Origin of the sequence: Corallococcus sp. bb12-1 (genome assembly GCF_026626765.1) — a bacterium.
Classification (GTDB): Bacteria; Myxococcota; Myxococcia; order Myxococcales; family Myxococcaceae; genus Corallococcus; species Corallococcus terminator.
Genome location: NZ_JAPNJZ010000001.1, coordinates 735,335 through 750,562, shown reverse-complemented (window position 1 = coordinate 750,562; position 15,228 = coordinate 735,335). Strand labels below are relative to the sequence as shown.

At 70.0% G+C, this 15,228-nt stretch carries 14 protein-coding genes; 12 read left to right on the top strand and 2 right to left on the bottom strand.

Going from position 1 to position 15,228, the window contains the following annotated elements; genetic code table 11:
- Positions 1-3: 3 nt before the first annotated feature.
- The 4 genes from OV208_RS03140 (at position 4) to OV208_RS03125 (ending at position 6,839) form a co-directional block, all read left to right on the top strand.
- Positions 4-1,365, top strand: a complete 1,362-nt coding sequence (locus tag OV208_RS03140) for a D-arabinono-1,4-lactone oxidase (RefSeq protein WP_267572301.1) — start codon at positions 4-6, stop codon at positions 1,363-1,365.
- 184 nt (positions 1,366-1,549) lie between these two features.
- Positions 1,550-2,527 (top strand): hypothetical protein, encoded by a 978-nt coding sequence (locus tag OV208_RS03135; RefSeq protein ID WP_267572300.1) that lies wholly within the window; start codon positions 1,550-1,552, stop codon positions 2,525-2,527.
- Between the two features lie 14 nt (positions 2,528-2,541).
- The gene (locus OV208_RS03130; RefSeq protein WP_267572299.1) at positions 2,542-5,583 is read left to right on the top strand and encodes a DUF4105 domain-containing protein; all 3,042 of its coding nucleotides are present in this window, start codon (positions 2,542-2,544) and stop codon (positions 5,581-5,583) included.
- Positions 5,584-6,332: 749 nt separating this feature from the next.
- The gene (locus tag OV208_RS03125; RefSeq protein ID WP_267572298.1) at positions 6,333-6,839 is read left to right on the top strand and encodes a hypothetical protein; all 507 of its coding nucleotides are present in this window, start codon (positions 6,333-6,335) and stop codon (positions 6,837-6,839) included.
- 7 nt (positions 6,840-6,846) lie between these two features.
- Here OV208_RS03125 and OV208_RS03120 read toward each other — a convergent pair whose 3' ends face one another.
- Positions 6,847-7,182 carry a PilZ domain-containing protein gene (locus tag OV208_RS03120; protein WP_267572297.1) on the bottom strand — a complete coding sequence of 112 codons (336 nt, stop codon included), beginning with the start codon at positions 7,180-7,182 and terminating at the stop codon, positions 6,847-6,849.
- 127 nt (positions 7,183-7,309) lie between these two features.
- Between OV208_RS03120 and OV208_RS03115 the strand changes: the two genes are divergently transcribed.
- Complete coding sequence (locus OV208_RS03115; protein WP_267572296.1) at positions 7,310-7,831, top strand: GreA/GreB family elongation factor; 522 nt, start codon at positions 7,310-7,312, stop codon at positions 7,829-7,831.
- A gap of 7 nt (positions 7,832-7,838) precedes the next feature.
- On the opposite strand, the gene OV208_RS03110 is transcribed toward OV208_RS03115, so the two are convergent.
- On the bottom strand, positions 7,839-8,555 hold the full coding sequence (locus OV208_RS03110; protein ID WP_267572295.1) for a class I SAM-dependent methyltransferase: 717 nt from the start codon (positions 8,553-8,555) through the stop codon (positions 7,839-7,841).
- 125 nt (positions 8,556-8,680) lie between these two features.
- On the opposite strand from OV208_RS03110, the gene OV208_RS03105 reads away from it, so the two are divergent.
- The 7 genes from OV208_RS03105 to OV208_RS03075 all read left to right on the top strand — a co-directional run bounded on the left by OV208_RS03105 (position 8,681) and on the right by OV208_RS03075 (position 15,216).
- Positions 8,681-9,169, top strand: a complete 489-nt coding sequence (locus tag OV208_RS03105; RefSeq protein WP_267572294.1) for a hypothetical protein — start codon at positions 8,681-8,683, stop codon at positions 9,167-9,169.
- A 157-nt stretch (positions 9,170-9,326) separates the two neighbouring features.
- Entirely contained in the window at positions 9,327-10,052 is a 726-nt protein-coding gene (locus OV208_RS03100; protein ID WP_267572293.1) for an SDR family oxidoreductase, read from the top strand.
- Positions 10,049-10,843, top strand: a complete 795-nt coding sequence (locus OV208_RS03095; RefSeq protein ID WP_420714954.1) for a dihydroneopterin aldolase — start codon at positions 10,049-10,051, stop codon at positions 10,841-10,843. The genes OV208_RS03100 and OV208_RS03095 overlap by 4 nt, the downstream gene beginning before the upstream one ends.
- A gap of 121 nt (positions 10,844-10,964) precedes the next feature.
- Positions 10,965-11,711, top strand: coding sequence for a queuosine precursor transporter (locus OV208_RS03090; RefSeq protein WP_267572292.1), 747 nt, complete (start codon positions 10,965-10,967; stop codon positions 11,709-11,711).
- 34 nt (positions 11,712-11,745) lie between these two features.
- Complete coding sequence (locus tag OV208_RS03085) at positions 11,746-12,486, top strand: hypothetical protein (RefSeq protein WP_267572291.1); 741 nt, start codon at positions 11,746-11,748, stop codon at positions 12,484-12,486.
- Positions 12,487-12,967: 481 nt separating this feature from the next.
- Entirely contained in the window at positions 12,968-13,243 is a 276-nt protein-coding gene (grxC, locus tag OV208_RS03080; protein ID WP_267572290.1) for a glutaredoxin 3, read from the top strand.
- Between the two features lie 332 nt (positions 13,244-13,575).
- Entirely contained in the window at positions 13,576-15,216 is a 1,641-nt protein-coding gene (locus tag OV208_RS03075) for a right-handed parallel beta-helix repeat-containing protein (protein ID WP_267572289.1), read from the top strand.
- The last annotated feature ends 12 nt before the right edge of the window (positions 15,217-15,228 follow it).

The window sequence follows — 15,228 nt, the reverse complement described above, 5'->3', positions numbered from 1 at the left end:
GGCATGGCGTCCGTGACGGCGAAGACGAAGACGTGGCGCAACTGGTCCGGCGCGGTGGTGGCTCACCCGTCGGAGTTCCTCCAGCCCACGTCGGTGGACGCGCTGAAGGCCGCGCTCCGCGATGCGGGAGCACGAGGCCGCACCGTGCGGGTGGTGGGCAGCGGCCACTCCTTCCCGCCCCTGTGCGCGACGGACGAGACCATGGTGTCGCTCGGCGCCCTCTCCGGGGTCGAAGCGGTGGAGCCTGCCGCGCGCGAGGCCACCGTGTGGGCCGGCACGAACCTGCGCGAGCTGGGCTCCCTGCTCGCGTCGCACGGCCTGGCGATGGAGAACCTGGGCGACATCAACAAGCAGTCGCTCGGGGGCGCGCTGGGCACGGGCACGCACGGCACGGGCGTGGGGCTGGGCATCCTCTCCACGCAGGCGAAGGCCATCACGCTGGTCACCGCGAGCGGTGAGGAGGTGACGGGTTCGGAGGACTCGGCGCCGGAGCTGCTCCAGGCGGCGCGCGTGTCGCTGGGGGCGCTGGGCGTGGTGACGCGCGTGCGGCTGCGGCTCCTGCCCGCGTACCGGCTGCGGCTGACGCGGCGGAACCTGGGGCTGGAGGAATGCCTCTCTGGTCTGGATGAAGCGCGCGCTCGCCACCGGCACTACGAGTTCTTCTGGTTCCCCCACTCGGACCGGGTGATGACGAAGGCGATGGACCTCACCGACGAGGCCCCCCACGGGGTGGGCGTGGGGCGCTGGCTCAACGAGATGGTGATGGAGAACGCGGTCTTCGGCGCGGTGAGCCGTGCGTGCCGGATGAACCCCGCGTGGTGCGCGCCGGTGAGCCGGCTGTCGGCGAAGCTGGCGTCGGAGGGGGTGCTGGCAGGGCAGAGCCACGCGCTGTTCGCCACGCCGCGCCTCGTGCGCTTCCAGGAGATGGAATATGGCGTACCGGTGGAGCGGGGCCCGGACTGCCTGCGCGAGCTGTCCGAATACATCACGCGCGAGAAGCTGCCCGTGCACTTCCCGGTGGAGTACCGCTTCGTGCGCGGGGACGACGTGTTCCTGAGCCCGGCGCACGGCGGGGACCGGGCCTTCATCGCGGTGCACCAGTACCAGGGCATGCCCCTGGAGCCGTACTTCTCCGGCGCGGAGGCCATCTTCCGCAACCACGGGGGCCGGCCGCACTGGGGCAAGCTGCACACGCAGACGGCGGCGACGTTGAAACACCTGTATCCGCGCTGGGATGACTTCCAGCGCGTGCGCGAGCAACTGGACCCGGAGGGACGGTTCCTCAATCCCTATCTGCGACGTCTCTTCGTGGAGGAACGGCCCGCACGTGCGCGGAGTGAATCCGAGAACGCACGGCTCGCGTAGCGCCGGCCTGCCTGACGCGCACGGGCGCGAAATCCGCGACGCACCCTGATACATCCGTTTCGCGCCTGACGCGCGAGGTCATCCTCCAAGCCGTTGATAATGCACCCGTCCCGAGCCGGCATGCGGTTGGCTAGGGAAGGGCCGCGCAGGACGCGGTGATGACCTTCGAGGGGGATGGATGCGGATGGAGCACTCGTGGAAACGCGTGGTGATGGTGTCGATGGTGGTGCTCGCGGTGGGCTGTCGCACGCCCGTCGGAGGCCTCAGGGCCGCGGGGGCTTCGGACTCGGGCAACTCCAGCGCGGGGGATTCGAGCAAGTCGGACTCGGGCAACTCGAGTCAGGGCAACTCCAGCCAGGGGGATTCCAGCAAGTCGGACTCGGGCAACTCCAGCCAGGGGGATTCGAGCCGCTCCGGCTCCAGCGGTGATTCGAGCGAGTCGGGCTCGGGGGACTCCAGCGGCGGAGATTCGAGCCGGTCCGAGTCCAGTGGCACCAGTGAAGAGGGTTCCAGCCATTCGGGGTCCAGTGACTCCAGCGATTCCACCGACTCGGACTCGGGCAACTCCAGCGAGTCGGATTCGGGCAGCTCCCGCGAGGGCCACGCCAGCCACTCGGAGTCGAGCGAGAACAGCAACTCGGACACCAGCAAGTCGAGCCAGGTGGACCAGGGCGAAGACTCCAGCTCGCGGAGCGAGAGCAGCAACGAGCGGGGAAACCAGTTGCTGAGCACCGCCGCGGTGGCCCTGACGGTGTTGGGTCTGGGCGTCGTCATCTGGCAGGTGCACGAGCACTCGGAGCGGCGCAAGGGGTTCAAACCCTCACCGCAGGAGGTGGGGCGCGCGGCCCAGGTGTACCTGCGCGCGCGCACGCACCAACTGCGTGAAGACCTGGCCCTGGGCGCGGGCCCGACCGTGGAGGACCTGGCCCAGGCGGCGCGCATCCGCCGTGAGAACCTGGATGTCTTTGGCCGGCTGTTGCGCTCGCACCGAAAGGAGCTGCTGGCGATGGCGGAGACGAAGGCCCTGACGCCGGACCGGGCCCGTGAGTGGCTGGAGCGGGTGGGAGAGTTGGCGCGCACTGAACCGCGACTCGAGGAGGACCGTCAGGCGTTCCTCCTGCGGCAGGAAGGAGAGGCCCCGTCGGTCGAGGTCACGCGTTGAGGCCCCGCCAATCGGTGCTCCCTGCGCGCGGCTTCCGGATCCGGATGGGCCTGCTCGCGCTGCTCGCGCTGCTGGTGCTGCCCGTCGGAGCCTGGGCTCGTGATCAGGCTGCCTCGGAGGCGCCTTCCGAGGTGACGACCGCATCCGGTCCGGTCCATGCGCCCAGCGCGGACGAGGGCACTCGCACCCCGTCCCAGGCTCCATCCGTCTCAAGCGCCGGGTCGAGCGCGAACGACGCAGCGGTGTCTCCGAGCGCGGAGTCCCCCGCGATGCAGGCGGCGAAGCCTCTGGACGAGGAGCCGGACAAGAGCCTCGTTGAAGCCCTCTCGCTGGCGTCCCGCGTGGCCGCGCTGGAAGCCACCACGGGCATCATCCTGCACGGCGCGGCGGCGCGGGATGGCGAGCTGATCTCCGACGTGGAAGCAGGCCTCGCCGCGCTGCCTCCCGCGATGCGCCGTCCCCCCGGGGGGCGCCTGGAACTCGTGCTCCATCCAGAGTCCGCGCCGCTGGGCCTGGGCGACGGTTCGAAGGACCACCCCGACTGGTCCGAGGACCGCGAGCAGTTCCACCTCTACCGCTACGCCCCCACGGCGGAGCGCCGTGCCACCCTGCGCTTGTCGCGCCTCACGGAGGCGGAGGCCGAACACCTGTGGCGCCGCCGGGCCGTGGTGCACGCTGTGATGCAGCGCTGGGATGATTTGAAGAACTGGAGCCGGCGTCGGCAGTGGCGCCGGCTGGACGGGTGGCTCCTCCCCTTCGAGCGCCCCCTCACGTGGAAGGAGTCCGCGAGCATCACCTATGCCGGAGCCTTCAGCCGCGCGCGAGGCCAGGTCAGCGCCTCGCTGGACCTTGTCACCTTCGCGGAAGAGCTGCTCATCCCCGCCGAGTCCCTGCGCGCGGACGCGCTGCCCGTGGATGATCAGGTGCGCTGCCAGGAGATGTCCAAGGCGCGCGCCCTGTCGGAGTTCGTCGCGGAAGCCCACCTGGGCGACCTGCCCGCGCGCGGTGACTGCCCGGCCTTCGACACCTGGGCGGACGCGGACGCGCTCTCCCACCTGGAGGTCCTGCTGGTCGCGGCCACGGGCCGGCAACCCCAGTCCCTCTTCGGCCACATCCTCCTGCGTCCGGTATGGCGCGAGGGCGCCGTGGTGCAGGGCCCCGGCTTCGAGCGCGTGGTGCAACTGGTGGCCCTCACCGGCCTGGAGTCGAAGGGCCTGGGCTACCTGATGAAGGGCATGACGGGCGGCTTCAGCACCGTCTTCCTCACCGGCACCCTGGGCGACATCTCCCATGAATCGCTGGAGCTGGAACAGCGCACCATCCGCCGCTTCCGGTTGAACCTCACGCAAGGCGAAGCCCGGCGCATGCTGGAGCGCACCTGGGAACTCGAGCGGCGCGGCTACCTGGGCTACTACTTCTTCACCGACAACTGCGCCGCCGCGCTCCTCTTCCTCCTCAACGGAGCGCTGGAGGACGACCGCTACGTGCGGGCCCCCGGCACGTTGTGGGTGCTGCCCACCGCCACGCTGGACACGCTGGCGAAGACCGAAGTGGTGGACGCGAACGGACGCGCGGTGTCGCTCCTGGAGCACCTTCCGGACGCGCTCGAATCCACGGGCGACCGGGCCCGGCGTGCCCTCACGGAACAGGAGCGGATCCTCACCACGCTCGCCACGCTGCTGCCGTCCCACGCCCTGGAGCCCCTGCGCGGTGTGCACCGCATCCTCCAGTCCGCCGAACCCGACGTGCGCCGTGAGGGCTACGAACACCTGACGCAGGCCGTGACGACAGCGCTGGACTCCTCCCGTCCTGCATCGCGCGCGGAGGTGCGGGATGCCCTGCATGCCTACGTCGCGCACGCGGTGCGGGTGGAGCGCGCGGCGGTGGATCAGTCGGAAGCGGAGACGCTGGCCATCGACCGCGAGCGTCTCCTCGCCCTCGAGCTGAAGGACGGCAAGGCCTCCGACAACGCGCTCGACCGGCAGCGCCTCTTCGAGCGCGAGGACGCCCTTCAGCGGAAGCTCGCTGTGCTGGACCGCACGGCGGTGCTCCAGCAGGCCCTGGCTTCGGCCACCAAGCGCCCGCCCACGCCCGATGAGCTCAAGGCCCTGGTGCGCGCGCAACACACCGAGGCCGCCTTCGCCGCCGCCACCGAGGCGCAGGGCGCGCTCAACGATGGACCGCTGGCGGAAGTGGATCCGCGCGCGTTCCTCGCCCGGGACCGTCAGCGCAAGACGGAGGCCGAAGCCACCTGGGCCCGGGGCGCCCTGCGCGAATCCGGCGCATCCCGCACGGTGGTGAGCGCCGGCATGGATTTCCCGGACATGGGAGACGCAAGGCCCGTGGTGAGCCTGCGCACCTCCGCGATGAACGAAGCGCTGGGCGACGCGCGCCTGCACGGCTTCCAGTCCAGCAGCGAGCTGCGCGTCCTGGACGGGGAACTCTCGGTGGAGCCGCGCTGGGGCGTGCCTCGCATTCTCGGCTCGCGCCTGACGCTGGTGGGCTACCGCACGCTGCTTCCGGAGCTGCCCCAGCAACGGCGCTCGGTCTCGGACTCACTGGGCTGGGGCGCGGAGGCGGGGATGTCCACGGACTCCGAACGCCTGTTGCCCTACCGCGTCTCGGTGCAGGCGGAAGCGCTGGGCGTGGTGGCGTCGTCGGAGCGCTTCGACACCTTCCTCGCGGTGGGCGTGGGGGCTCGGGCCACGATGGACTGGAGCCAGTTCCAGTCCGCGCCGGCCGTGGGCCCCCGCCTGTCCTTGTCCCACCGCGCGGGCCTGCCCGGACCGGGCGGCAGCGCGCTGCGGTTGGAGGCCGCGTACGTGCCCGCGTGGCGTTCGGGCACGACGTCAGGCTTCACGCACGAAGCGGATGCGACGCTCCAGGTGGAGTGGTACCTGGGGCGCGTCGCCTATTGGAGCGTGCTGCTCACTCCCCGCGCACAGGTCCACTGGGAGGGACGACTTGCGTCGTGGGCAGGTCCCGGGAGTAGTCGTGCGAGCCTTCCGGAAGGATGGGCGCGGCGTCGCCTTGCGCTAGGAGTGGAGCTCCGCTGACGCGCGGGACGGTGATGATGGGGACCTCGCCGCTGAAGATGGGTCGGCTGGCGGCACCGGAGATGGCGCCCACGAACACCCCGATGGCGTGCAGGATGCTCCACGCCGTGAAACCCATCCCGGAGAAGATGCGCACGCTGCCCACGCCGAAGACGTAGAAGAGCGTGTAGAGCACGCCGGGCACCACGAGCGCGGTGACGAGCGCGGCCCCCAGCGCACGTCGCGGCCTGCCCGCGTGGAAGCCGCCGAACGCGCCCGCCAGCATGCCGTTCACCAGCGGCGCGAAGAAGGTGGCGAGGCTGATGAGCACCATCGTCACCACGCTCACCTTGAACCGGTTGTGCTTCCAATCAATGTGCGCATGCATCACCCGGGTGTTCGGCGGGTAGCTCTCATACGCCAGGGTCTCGTCCGGCGGCGGCGGCATGCGGTGCGAGGGCCTCTGGCGCTCAGGGGCGTCCGTATAGGTCTCATCCATGGGGCGTTGGCCTCCGTGCGGGCTGGGGAAGGACGGTGCCCGGACAGGATTTGAGATGGTGCTGGAAGCGGGCAGGTGGAAGGGCTGACGGCCCCTCCGGACCCCGAGGGGAAGGGCGCCCGCCGCGCCTGCCCGCCGGGAATTTTCGCGACGCGGCGTGGGGGGAGGTGCCGCACGCCGGGGCCGTGACGCATCGGAGACTTGGCGTCTGGTAGCTGGCGGCTATGCTGCCGCGCCTCTGACGTACCGCTTCCCAGCCTGGATGGACCCCATGAGCCTTCGCCGCAACCTGCTGACCGTCGCCCTTCTCTCCACCGCGCTGCTGTCGGCGTGCTCGCTCTCGCTGCGCCCGCGCTACAAGGACCTGGTCCAGACGAGCGGCACGCAGCTCACCGAGGATCAGCTCGTGGTCCTGCGCGTGACGGACTCGGCGACGGGCGAGCCGGTGAAGGGCGCCAAGGTGTCCGGCGGTGAGTACCGCAACCGCCTCAACGCCGTCAGCGACGCGAACGGCGAGGTGTCCCTCAAGGTCAACCAGGCCCTGCTGGCCGAGAACCCCCTGGTGGAGGTCGTGCTGCCCAAGGGCGTGCACCACTACAAGCTCAAGCTGGTGCCCTCCGGTGAGGCCCCCGCCTCAGAAGGCGCTCCGGTGGTCGCTCCCCCCAGCATCCCGAACGAGCCCACGTCCCCCGCCGCGCCCACCGCGCCTGCGGCTCCGGTAGCTCCCGGTTCCCCCACCGAGACGCCCATCCAGCCGGCGCCCGCCAGCGGAACCTGAGCCGCGCTCAGGTGAACCAGCGGACCAGGCGCTTGCCCTGCAGGCGCCGGTACGCGACCAGCCGCCGCTGGAAGTCCCCGTCGATGCTCACGAAGCGCACGCCGTAACGTCCCCGCGCGCGCTCCCCGGCGGAGCGGCGCGTCCACATCACCTCGCCCTGGAAGGGGACCTCTTCGTCCCCCAGGAGCAGCGCGCCCTCCAGCACGTCGCCCGCCTTCATCGGCTGGAGCATGTCCGCGCAGAAGCCGCTCTCTGACACGTCCCGCGTGTACACCGGCAGCATGCCGCGCAGACGGACGGCCAGGCGATGCTCGAAGCGGGGCACGGCTCGCGGCAGGTGCATGCCGCCCAGTCTGGCAGAATCCGCCTCGGCAATAAAATTGCGCCGGAGTGAAATCAGGCAGGGGGGCGTGCCCGGCGTGCAAATCCCGGGAAACGTTGAGAAATCTCCCGGCAGGAGGGCGTGACCCATGTCGAAGGCGTTCACGAAGGAAGATGGGGGCGGTGACGAGGGGCTCACCCCCATGCGTCCCCGGTCGGCGTCGGGGGAGCGGCGATACATCACCCTGGAAGGCTACCGCGCGCTCCAGGAGGAGCTGCTGGCCTCGCAGGGGCCCATCCCGCAGGACTGGCCAGAGCTGGAGGCGGGCGTGCGCAAGCGCGAACGCGAGCGCCGGGCGCGTGAGGTCGCCGCCATCCTGGAGGAGGTGCGGGTGGTGGAGCCGGATCCCTCGCAGGCGGGGCGCGTCTTCTTCGGCGCGTGGGTGGTGCTAGAGGACGAGGACGGCGAGCCCCTGCGCTATCGCATCGTCGGGCCGGACGAAGCGGACGTGAAGGCGGGGCGGTTGAGCGTGGAGTCCCCGCTGGCGCGCGCGCTGCTGGGCAAGGAGGCCGGAGAGGTCGTCCTGGTGGAGCGTCCGCGCGGCCCGGTGGAGTACGAGCTGCTCGCGGTGGAGTACGCGGAGTCGGAAGTGTCCGCGCCAGGGCCATGAGTGGCGCTCAGCGCTTCGTGGCGTGCACCGTGACGAGGCCGGTGAAGGGCTTCGGCATGCCGCCCTCGCGCACCTCGACGGTGAACCCTTCGGCCTCCAGCAGGGCGCGGGCCCGGGGCACGAGGAACGTCAGGTAGTACATGACGAAGGGCGGCTTCCAGAGGGCGTTGCGCACGCGCATGGCCGCGTTGAAGCCCTTGGCCACCCAGTAGCCGGGGTTGAGCGCGGACGGCGGATGCCCGGTGACGAAGACGAACCGTCCCCCCGGCTTCAGCGCTCGCGCGATGCCCTTCACGAGGCGCGGCTCGTCCTCTTCCAGGATGTGCCCGAAGGCGCCGAAGCTGGTGACGAGGTCGAACTCCGCCGTGAAGGGCAGCTCCAGCGCGTCGCCCCGCACGAAGTCGAGCTTCGCGTCCCCGGGCGCATCCCCCAGCAGCAGCCGTGCCTCGTCCAACATCCCCTGGCTCAGGTCGAAGCCGACGACGCGGTCCCGACACAGCGGGCGCAGCACGCGCATCGCGGCGCCGGTGCCGCAGCACACGTCCAGCGCGTCGCCCACGCTGTTTTCCGGGCCCACCTGCGCGAGCGAGGCCTTGAGCACCGCATCCGGCGTGCGGAACGGGGTGTGCTCGAACTTGGGGGCGAGCAGGTCATAGCCCTGCTCGACGGAGGTGAGGGCCTGCCGGGTCAGCTCCCGGAAGGTGGGGCCATCGCGGTGGAACATGGGATGAGGTGTACCCACATCCACCGCCTTCCGTCACCTGGGGGGGCGAAGGACCCGACCGACTTTGAATGTTTCGGCGGGGCCTGCGTCAGTCAGGACAAGCAACACAACGGAGGATGGAAGACATGGCTTTCAAGACTGCGCTCTCGACCCTGGCCTTCGGTGCACTGCTGCTCGGTTCCTCCACTGCCTTCGCGGAAGACTGGCGCGGCCAGACCCGGGCGGATGCGAAGTGGGGACACCAGAGCCGGGGCGGTTGGGAGGCTCCTCAGGGCCAGGCGTTCCGCTACGACGATGACGACGCGCGCACGCGCCGCTTCATGGGGTGCCGCGGCCCGAACTGCGATGCCCGCCCGATGCCGCGCCCGGTGGACTCGCGGGGCCGCTACGAGCTGCAGACGGTGGAGCGCTGGGTGCCGGCGCGCTACGAGCAGGTCTGGGTGCCGGAGCAGTGCGTGTCCCGTGGCCGCCGCGGTCGCCAGGTGCGCTGCACGCCGGGCTACTACGACCAGCGCCTCATCCCGGCCAACTACCAGGCCGTGACGGAGTGGGTCTGGGTGCCGTACGCCGGGCGCCGCTGGGTGACCGTGCAGGCCTCGGCCTACTACCCGTAGTCGAAGCTTTCTGATGGCAGGACGGGACGAACGCAGCAGGCAGGGGACACGCGGGGCGGTACCTGGAGAGGGGGTCTCCGGGTGTCGCCCCGCGGTGTTTTGTAGCCGAAGGCGCCGGGTGCCTTTCGCAAGCGGGCCTGTTAGGCAGGGCCCGCATATGGGGACCGCATTCATCACGGGCGCGGGCGTGCGCGTCGGAAGCGCGGTGGCCCGCGCACTGGGCCGTGCCGGCTATGACCTGGCGCTCCACGCGAACCGCTCCGCGGGCTCGCTGGAGTCGCTGGCGGACGAGCTGAGGGCGCTGGGCCGCGACGTCACGCTCTACAGCGCCGACCTCTCCGACCCGGAGGCGGTGGACGCGCTGGGCGCGAAGGTGGCGGGGGCGCATCCCGCGCTGGACGTGGTCGTCCACAACGCGGGCCTGTACGAGCGCGTGGACTTCGCGGCCATCACCCGGGCACGGTACCGCAAGATGCTCGGCGTGAACGTGGACGCGCCCTTCTTCCTGACGCAGGCGCTGTTGCCGTCGCTGCGCGCGGGGAAGGACCCCGTGGTGGTGCACCTCACCGACATCGGCGGCGAGCGGGCGGTGAACCACTACGCGCACTATTCGGTGAGCAAGGCGGGGCTGGTGATGCTGACGCGCGCGCTGGCGGTGGAGCTGGCGCCGCACGTGCGCGTCAACGCCATCTCCCCGGGCGTGGTGGCCTTCCCCGAGCACTTCGACGAAGCAGCGCGACAAGCCGAACTCCAACGCGTCCCCATGGGCCGTGAGGGCAGCGTGGAGGATGTCGCGCGCACGGTCCTCTTCCTGGCGCGCGAGGCGCCGTACCTCACCGGACAGATCATCGCCCTGGACGGTGGAAGGAGCGCCCAGCTGTGAGTGACGAGCCCGCGTTGATCCACCCCCTCGTCACCGACGCGCAAGGCCGTCCGCTGGACGTGATGCAACTGCGCGGGCTCACGGTGGACTGCATCGTGGGCCTCTACAACCGCGAGCGCGTGACGCCACAGCCGCTGCGCCTGGACGTGGCGCTCTTCCTGGACGCGAGGCAGGCGGCGGTGGGCGGGAAGCTGGCGAACACGGTGCACTACGGGCGGCTGGCGGGAGAGTTGAGATTCCTCCTGGATGCCTGCCGCTTCGAACTGCTGGAGTCCGCGGCGGAGGCGGTGTGCCGGTACATCCTGGCGCCGCCCACGGACGCCGCGCCGCACGCGCGGGTGCGGGCGGCCACGGTGCGCGTGACGAAGCCGGAGGCGCTGGGCGGGTGGGCCATCCCCTCGCTCCAGGTGCACCGCACGGCGGAGGAGATGCTCTACCGCACGGAGGAGAAGCCCTTTGGCCGGGTGGACGTCATCCACGAGGGCGCGACGTACGGCATCTACCGGCTGCGGGTGGACTCGGGAGGCCGCATCCCCGCGCGCACGGACGGGCACACCGAAGGGTGTGAGCTGGTGCTGGGCGCGGGGTTGTTGCTCCAGGGCCAGCCGGTGTCCCGGGGCATGGCCTTCCACGTGCCGCGCGACCGGATGCACCGCTACGACAACCCGACGACCACCGAGCAGACAGTGCTGGGCGTGTACCGGCCGCGCCTCGTACCGCAGGGGGAGGGGAGTCCGGACGCGGTGGAAGCCGCGCCAGGGCCGGGGACGCTGTACTACCTGCCTGAGTAGGGAGCGGCGCCCGCCCCGGGGGTGGGCGGCCAGGCGACGCCCCCGGTAGGGTGTGCTTAGCTCCAGGGAGTTCCAGGGGCGGCCCCCTGGGCGTGGCGTTGGCGCACGAAGGACTCGTCGGATGAACCTGGACAGGCGGATTCAGCTCTTCATGGTGCTCGCGGGGGTGTTCATCACCTCGCTGGTGGTGGGCGACATCATCGGAGTGAAGCTGTTTGAAGTGCACCTGGGCTCGATGCCGGTGGTGCTGTCGGCGGGGATGCTGACGTTCCCGGTGACGTTCCTGCTCACGGACATCCTCAACGAGTTCTACGGCAAGAAGGCCGCGCGCTTCATCACGTGGGTGGGCTTCTTCATGGCCATCTTCACCTTCGCGGTCATCGCCGTGGCGGTGCGGGTGGAGTGGGCGCCCATGACGCTGGCCAAGGGCTACGGCGGGACGGTGGCGGGGTCGTTCAACAACGTCTTCGCCGGCTCGCAGCGAATCCTGATGGCGTCGATGGTGGCGTACCTGGTGGGCCAGTTCGCGGACATCGGGATGTTCAACCTGCTCAAGCGCACGACGAACAACCGGATGCTGTGGCTGCGCGCCACGGGCTCCACGGTGGTGTCGCAGCTCATCGACACGACGGTGGTGCAGTACATCGCGTGGACGGGCGTGCTGCCCCATGACGCCATCGTGCGGATCATCTACACGTCGTACGCGGCGAAGCTGCTGGTGGCGCTGGGGCTGACGCCGCTCATCTACCTGGGGCACACGTTCGTGGAGCGCAAGCTGGGCATCGCCCCGGTGGTGCTGGGCTCGGATGGTGAGCCGGTGAACCTCCCGACCCCCACCGCCGAGTCCTCTCCGGCACGCGCGGCCTGAACGGCGTAGACTGCGTGGGAGGGAGGATACACCCATGCAGTTCACGCTCGTGCACCCGACCCCGTTTTGGCAGCAGGAAGGCGTCCTCCCGATGGCGCTTTTGCTCGCGCTGGTGGTGGGAGTTTCGATGCTGCTCTGGTTGCGGCGGGGCGCTCGCGACGGTCGTGATGTTCTTGGCTTCGCGCCGGCTTCACCCCCGAGTTCCTTCCAGGGCTTCCAGGAGCGCCTGGGACGGGTCTGCATAAAGGTGCTCTGCATCGGGGCGGTGCTGCTCGGCGTTCTCCTCGTTGGAGAGTTTTGGAGGGACAGCTCCAGGGCCTTCGGTCCACCCGGCCTGTCTTCGCTGGAGGGCACCGACGCCTTCTTCGTGCTGAGCCTCCTCATCGCTCCGTGGGTCGTGATTCCGCTGGTGCGCTGGCTGGAGCGCAGTCCCCGAATCGGGACGGGAATGGGGGCTCAGCAGGGGCGCATCGGTCTTGCCCAGCGCCTGGGTGACCTGCTGGGCTGGGGCGGCATCACGACAGTCCTTGCCGTGCCGGTCCTATTCGGGATGTCCCTCCTCGCGAGCATCGAAGAGAGCCGCGGTTGTGAAGTCATGCTCGTCAACGGGCAACCGTTCCCCTCGCCGCCTGAGGTCTTGAGCATGGCGCCTTCGATACCTGGGGTCATCATGATGGTCGTGCTGACGGTGCTGGGCGCCATCCTGCGTACATGGTGGCTCCGGAGCGAGGCGCCTGAGCGGGACGTGCTCCACATTGGAATTCACGCGACCTGACAGAGGGCGGCACGCAACGACTCCAGGTCACCAGCAGGGGCGAGGATTTCGGGGCGTCGGGAAGACATGCCCCCTATCTGGCAAAAGGCCCCAATCCCCTTCAATCCTGTAGGACTCCAAACAAGACGGATTCCTGGTGTGACAAGGGTTTCGCCTGGAAGGGGGCCGGCCCGCAGGGCGTTTGTGATGGTCCTGGGCGGGGTCCTCCAGAACAGAACTCCGGGGTGGGTTCCGCCCCTGGCTGGAAGCGGTGGATGTCATGCGAGGCACGGTGATGCTGCGCGCGTTCCTTTCGCGCTTCAGTGAGACGTGCTGTACGCGTGGGACCTGCGAGCCCAGGGCAAGAGGCCTCCGCGAGACTGCCGGCGGGCGTCCCCGCGTCTGGCGTTCCATAGAAGCAGGCGGGCAGGGGAGCGGACGTCTTTTCGTCGGGTAGCGGAGGCAGTAGGGCGTCCACATCCTTCGACGCAGGAGGTCGTGAATGCCCGACGTCGTCGTCTACATGAAGCCCACCTGCCCCTATTCGCGCCAGGCCATGGACCTGCTCAACGAGAAGGGCTGCGAGTTCCAGAAGGTGAATGTCGCCGCGGACGAAGCGCGGCACGAGGAGATGAAGGAGCGTTGCGGCCGTCACACCGTGCCGCAAATCTTCATCGCGGGTCGCCACGTCGGTGGCTGCGATGACCTGTATGCGCTGGAGGAGCGTGGCGAACTGGATGGGCTGCTCGGCGGCGCCCCGTCTCGCACCGCGCTCTGACCGGGTTCATCCGTTGTCTTTCGAGCCGTGTCCGTGCTGGGAGGAGTCATCCCGCCGGGCGCGGCTCGAGTCTTTCAGACACCCCGTATTGGTACTTCTGTTCAGTAGCCATTTCCGGGGAGGAGGCTGATTTTGTCGCCCCTTGGTGACGAGGAAATCCGCGGTTCTCTGGCGCCGCGCCCAACCGCGCGGATTCATGCTCCCTGCCTGACGGCACAGCAGCCAGGCGACCGGTGCGCCCTGCAGTCAGGGGAATGCGCGCCGTGACTGTTGCCGTTGCCGGCCGACCCCGCGAGCGCCCTCCCGCGCCGTGAACCCCACGAGGAGTCCGCATGCGCTTCCGCCTGCCCCTGACGACCATCGTCTGTTCCGCCGGGTTGATGGCGGGCCTCGTCGGCTGTACCGGCAAGGTGGAACCCGCGCCCATCGGACGGAATCCGGGCACGGCGACGCCGCCCATCGTCAACCGTCCAGTACCCACCGCCGATGCAGGCACCCGCGCCGATGCCGGTGCCCCTGACAGTGGCAGCGCCGACCCGACGACTCCTCCACCCACCGACCCGCCGCCTCCGACGACTCCGCCGCCCGCGGAGTCGCAGTACACGCGCGTGCTCTGGGTGTCTCCCACCGGCAATGACACCGCGGCCGGCACGGAAGGCCTGCCCCTGCGCACGGTGGCCCGCGCGCTGTCGCTGGTGAAGCCCGGCGAGGCGGTGTTCCTCCAGTCGGGCACGTGGCGTGAGCACGTGAAGCTCCAGGAGAAGCAGGGCACGGCGGCGAAGCCGCTGACGCTCCGGTCCGCGCCCGGCGCCACGGCCATCCTCAAGGGTGGCTCCATCGGTGAGACGGCGCTGGTGGACGTGAGCGGCGCGTACTGGAACGTGGAGGGGCTCACGGTGGACGTGGGCGGTGAAGCCACGTTCGCGGTGATGTGGCGGGGCGTGGGCGCGCACCACGGCGTGCTGAAGAAGAGCATCGTGAAGAACGGCACGGAGGGCGCGGGCGTCTACGTGACGGAGAAGGCCCACGACGTCCTCATCGCGGACAACGACATCTCCCACTTCGACAAGGGCGACGACGACAGCCACGGCGTCGCGGTGCAGACCTCCGCGAGCAACGTGGTGGTGCGCGGCAACGACATCCACCACAACTCCGGCGACGGCGTGCAGTGCCTGGGACCGGAGGGCGGCGCCACGCTGCCCGGCACGCCGTTCGACAACCTGCTCGTGGAAGGCAACAGGCTGCACGACAACCGCGAGAACGGCGTGGACATCAAGACGTGCACGCGCGTCACCCTGCGCGGCAACACCATCTACAACCACCGCAGTGTGTCCTCCGCCGCGGGCGAGGGCATCATCGTGCACCTGTCCCCCACGGACGTCACGTTGGAGGACAACGTCCTCTACGCCAACGCGCGCGCCATCCAGATTGGTGGCTACCGCGAGGGCGCCCCTCCCACCCGCGTCATCATCCGCCGCAACCTCATCCACGACGGACTGGGGGCGTCCGAGGGCGAGGAGGGCACTGGCATCCGCGTGGACGCCTCCGTGAACGTGAAGGTGCAGCACAACACCGTGTGGAACCTGAGCGGCGCGTGCCTCATCTTCGGCGAGGGCTCCACGGGCGCGAGCCAGGGTCTGGACGTGCGCAACAACATCTTCGCGGGCTGCGGCCTGGGCGCGCGCGGAGGGGCGGGCCGGAGCGGCGCGGTGATGGACGGCAACCTCTACTTCTTCAACGGGAGCGCGGTGACGTTCCGTCTGGACAACGCCGCGATGGGGCTTGCGGGGTGGCGCTCGAACGCTGGCCTGGACAAACGCTCGCAGGAGCGCGCCCCCGGCTTCGTGGACACGGGCAAGGACGACTACCACCTCACCCCGGCCTCCGCCGCGCGTGAATCAGGCCTGTCGCTGGGCCTGCCCTTCTGCGGTGCCGCGCCGGACCAGGGTGCCTTCGAGTCGGGCTGCCCCTGACCCCACGGGGCG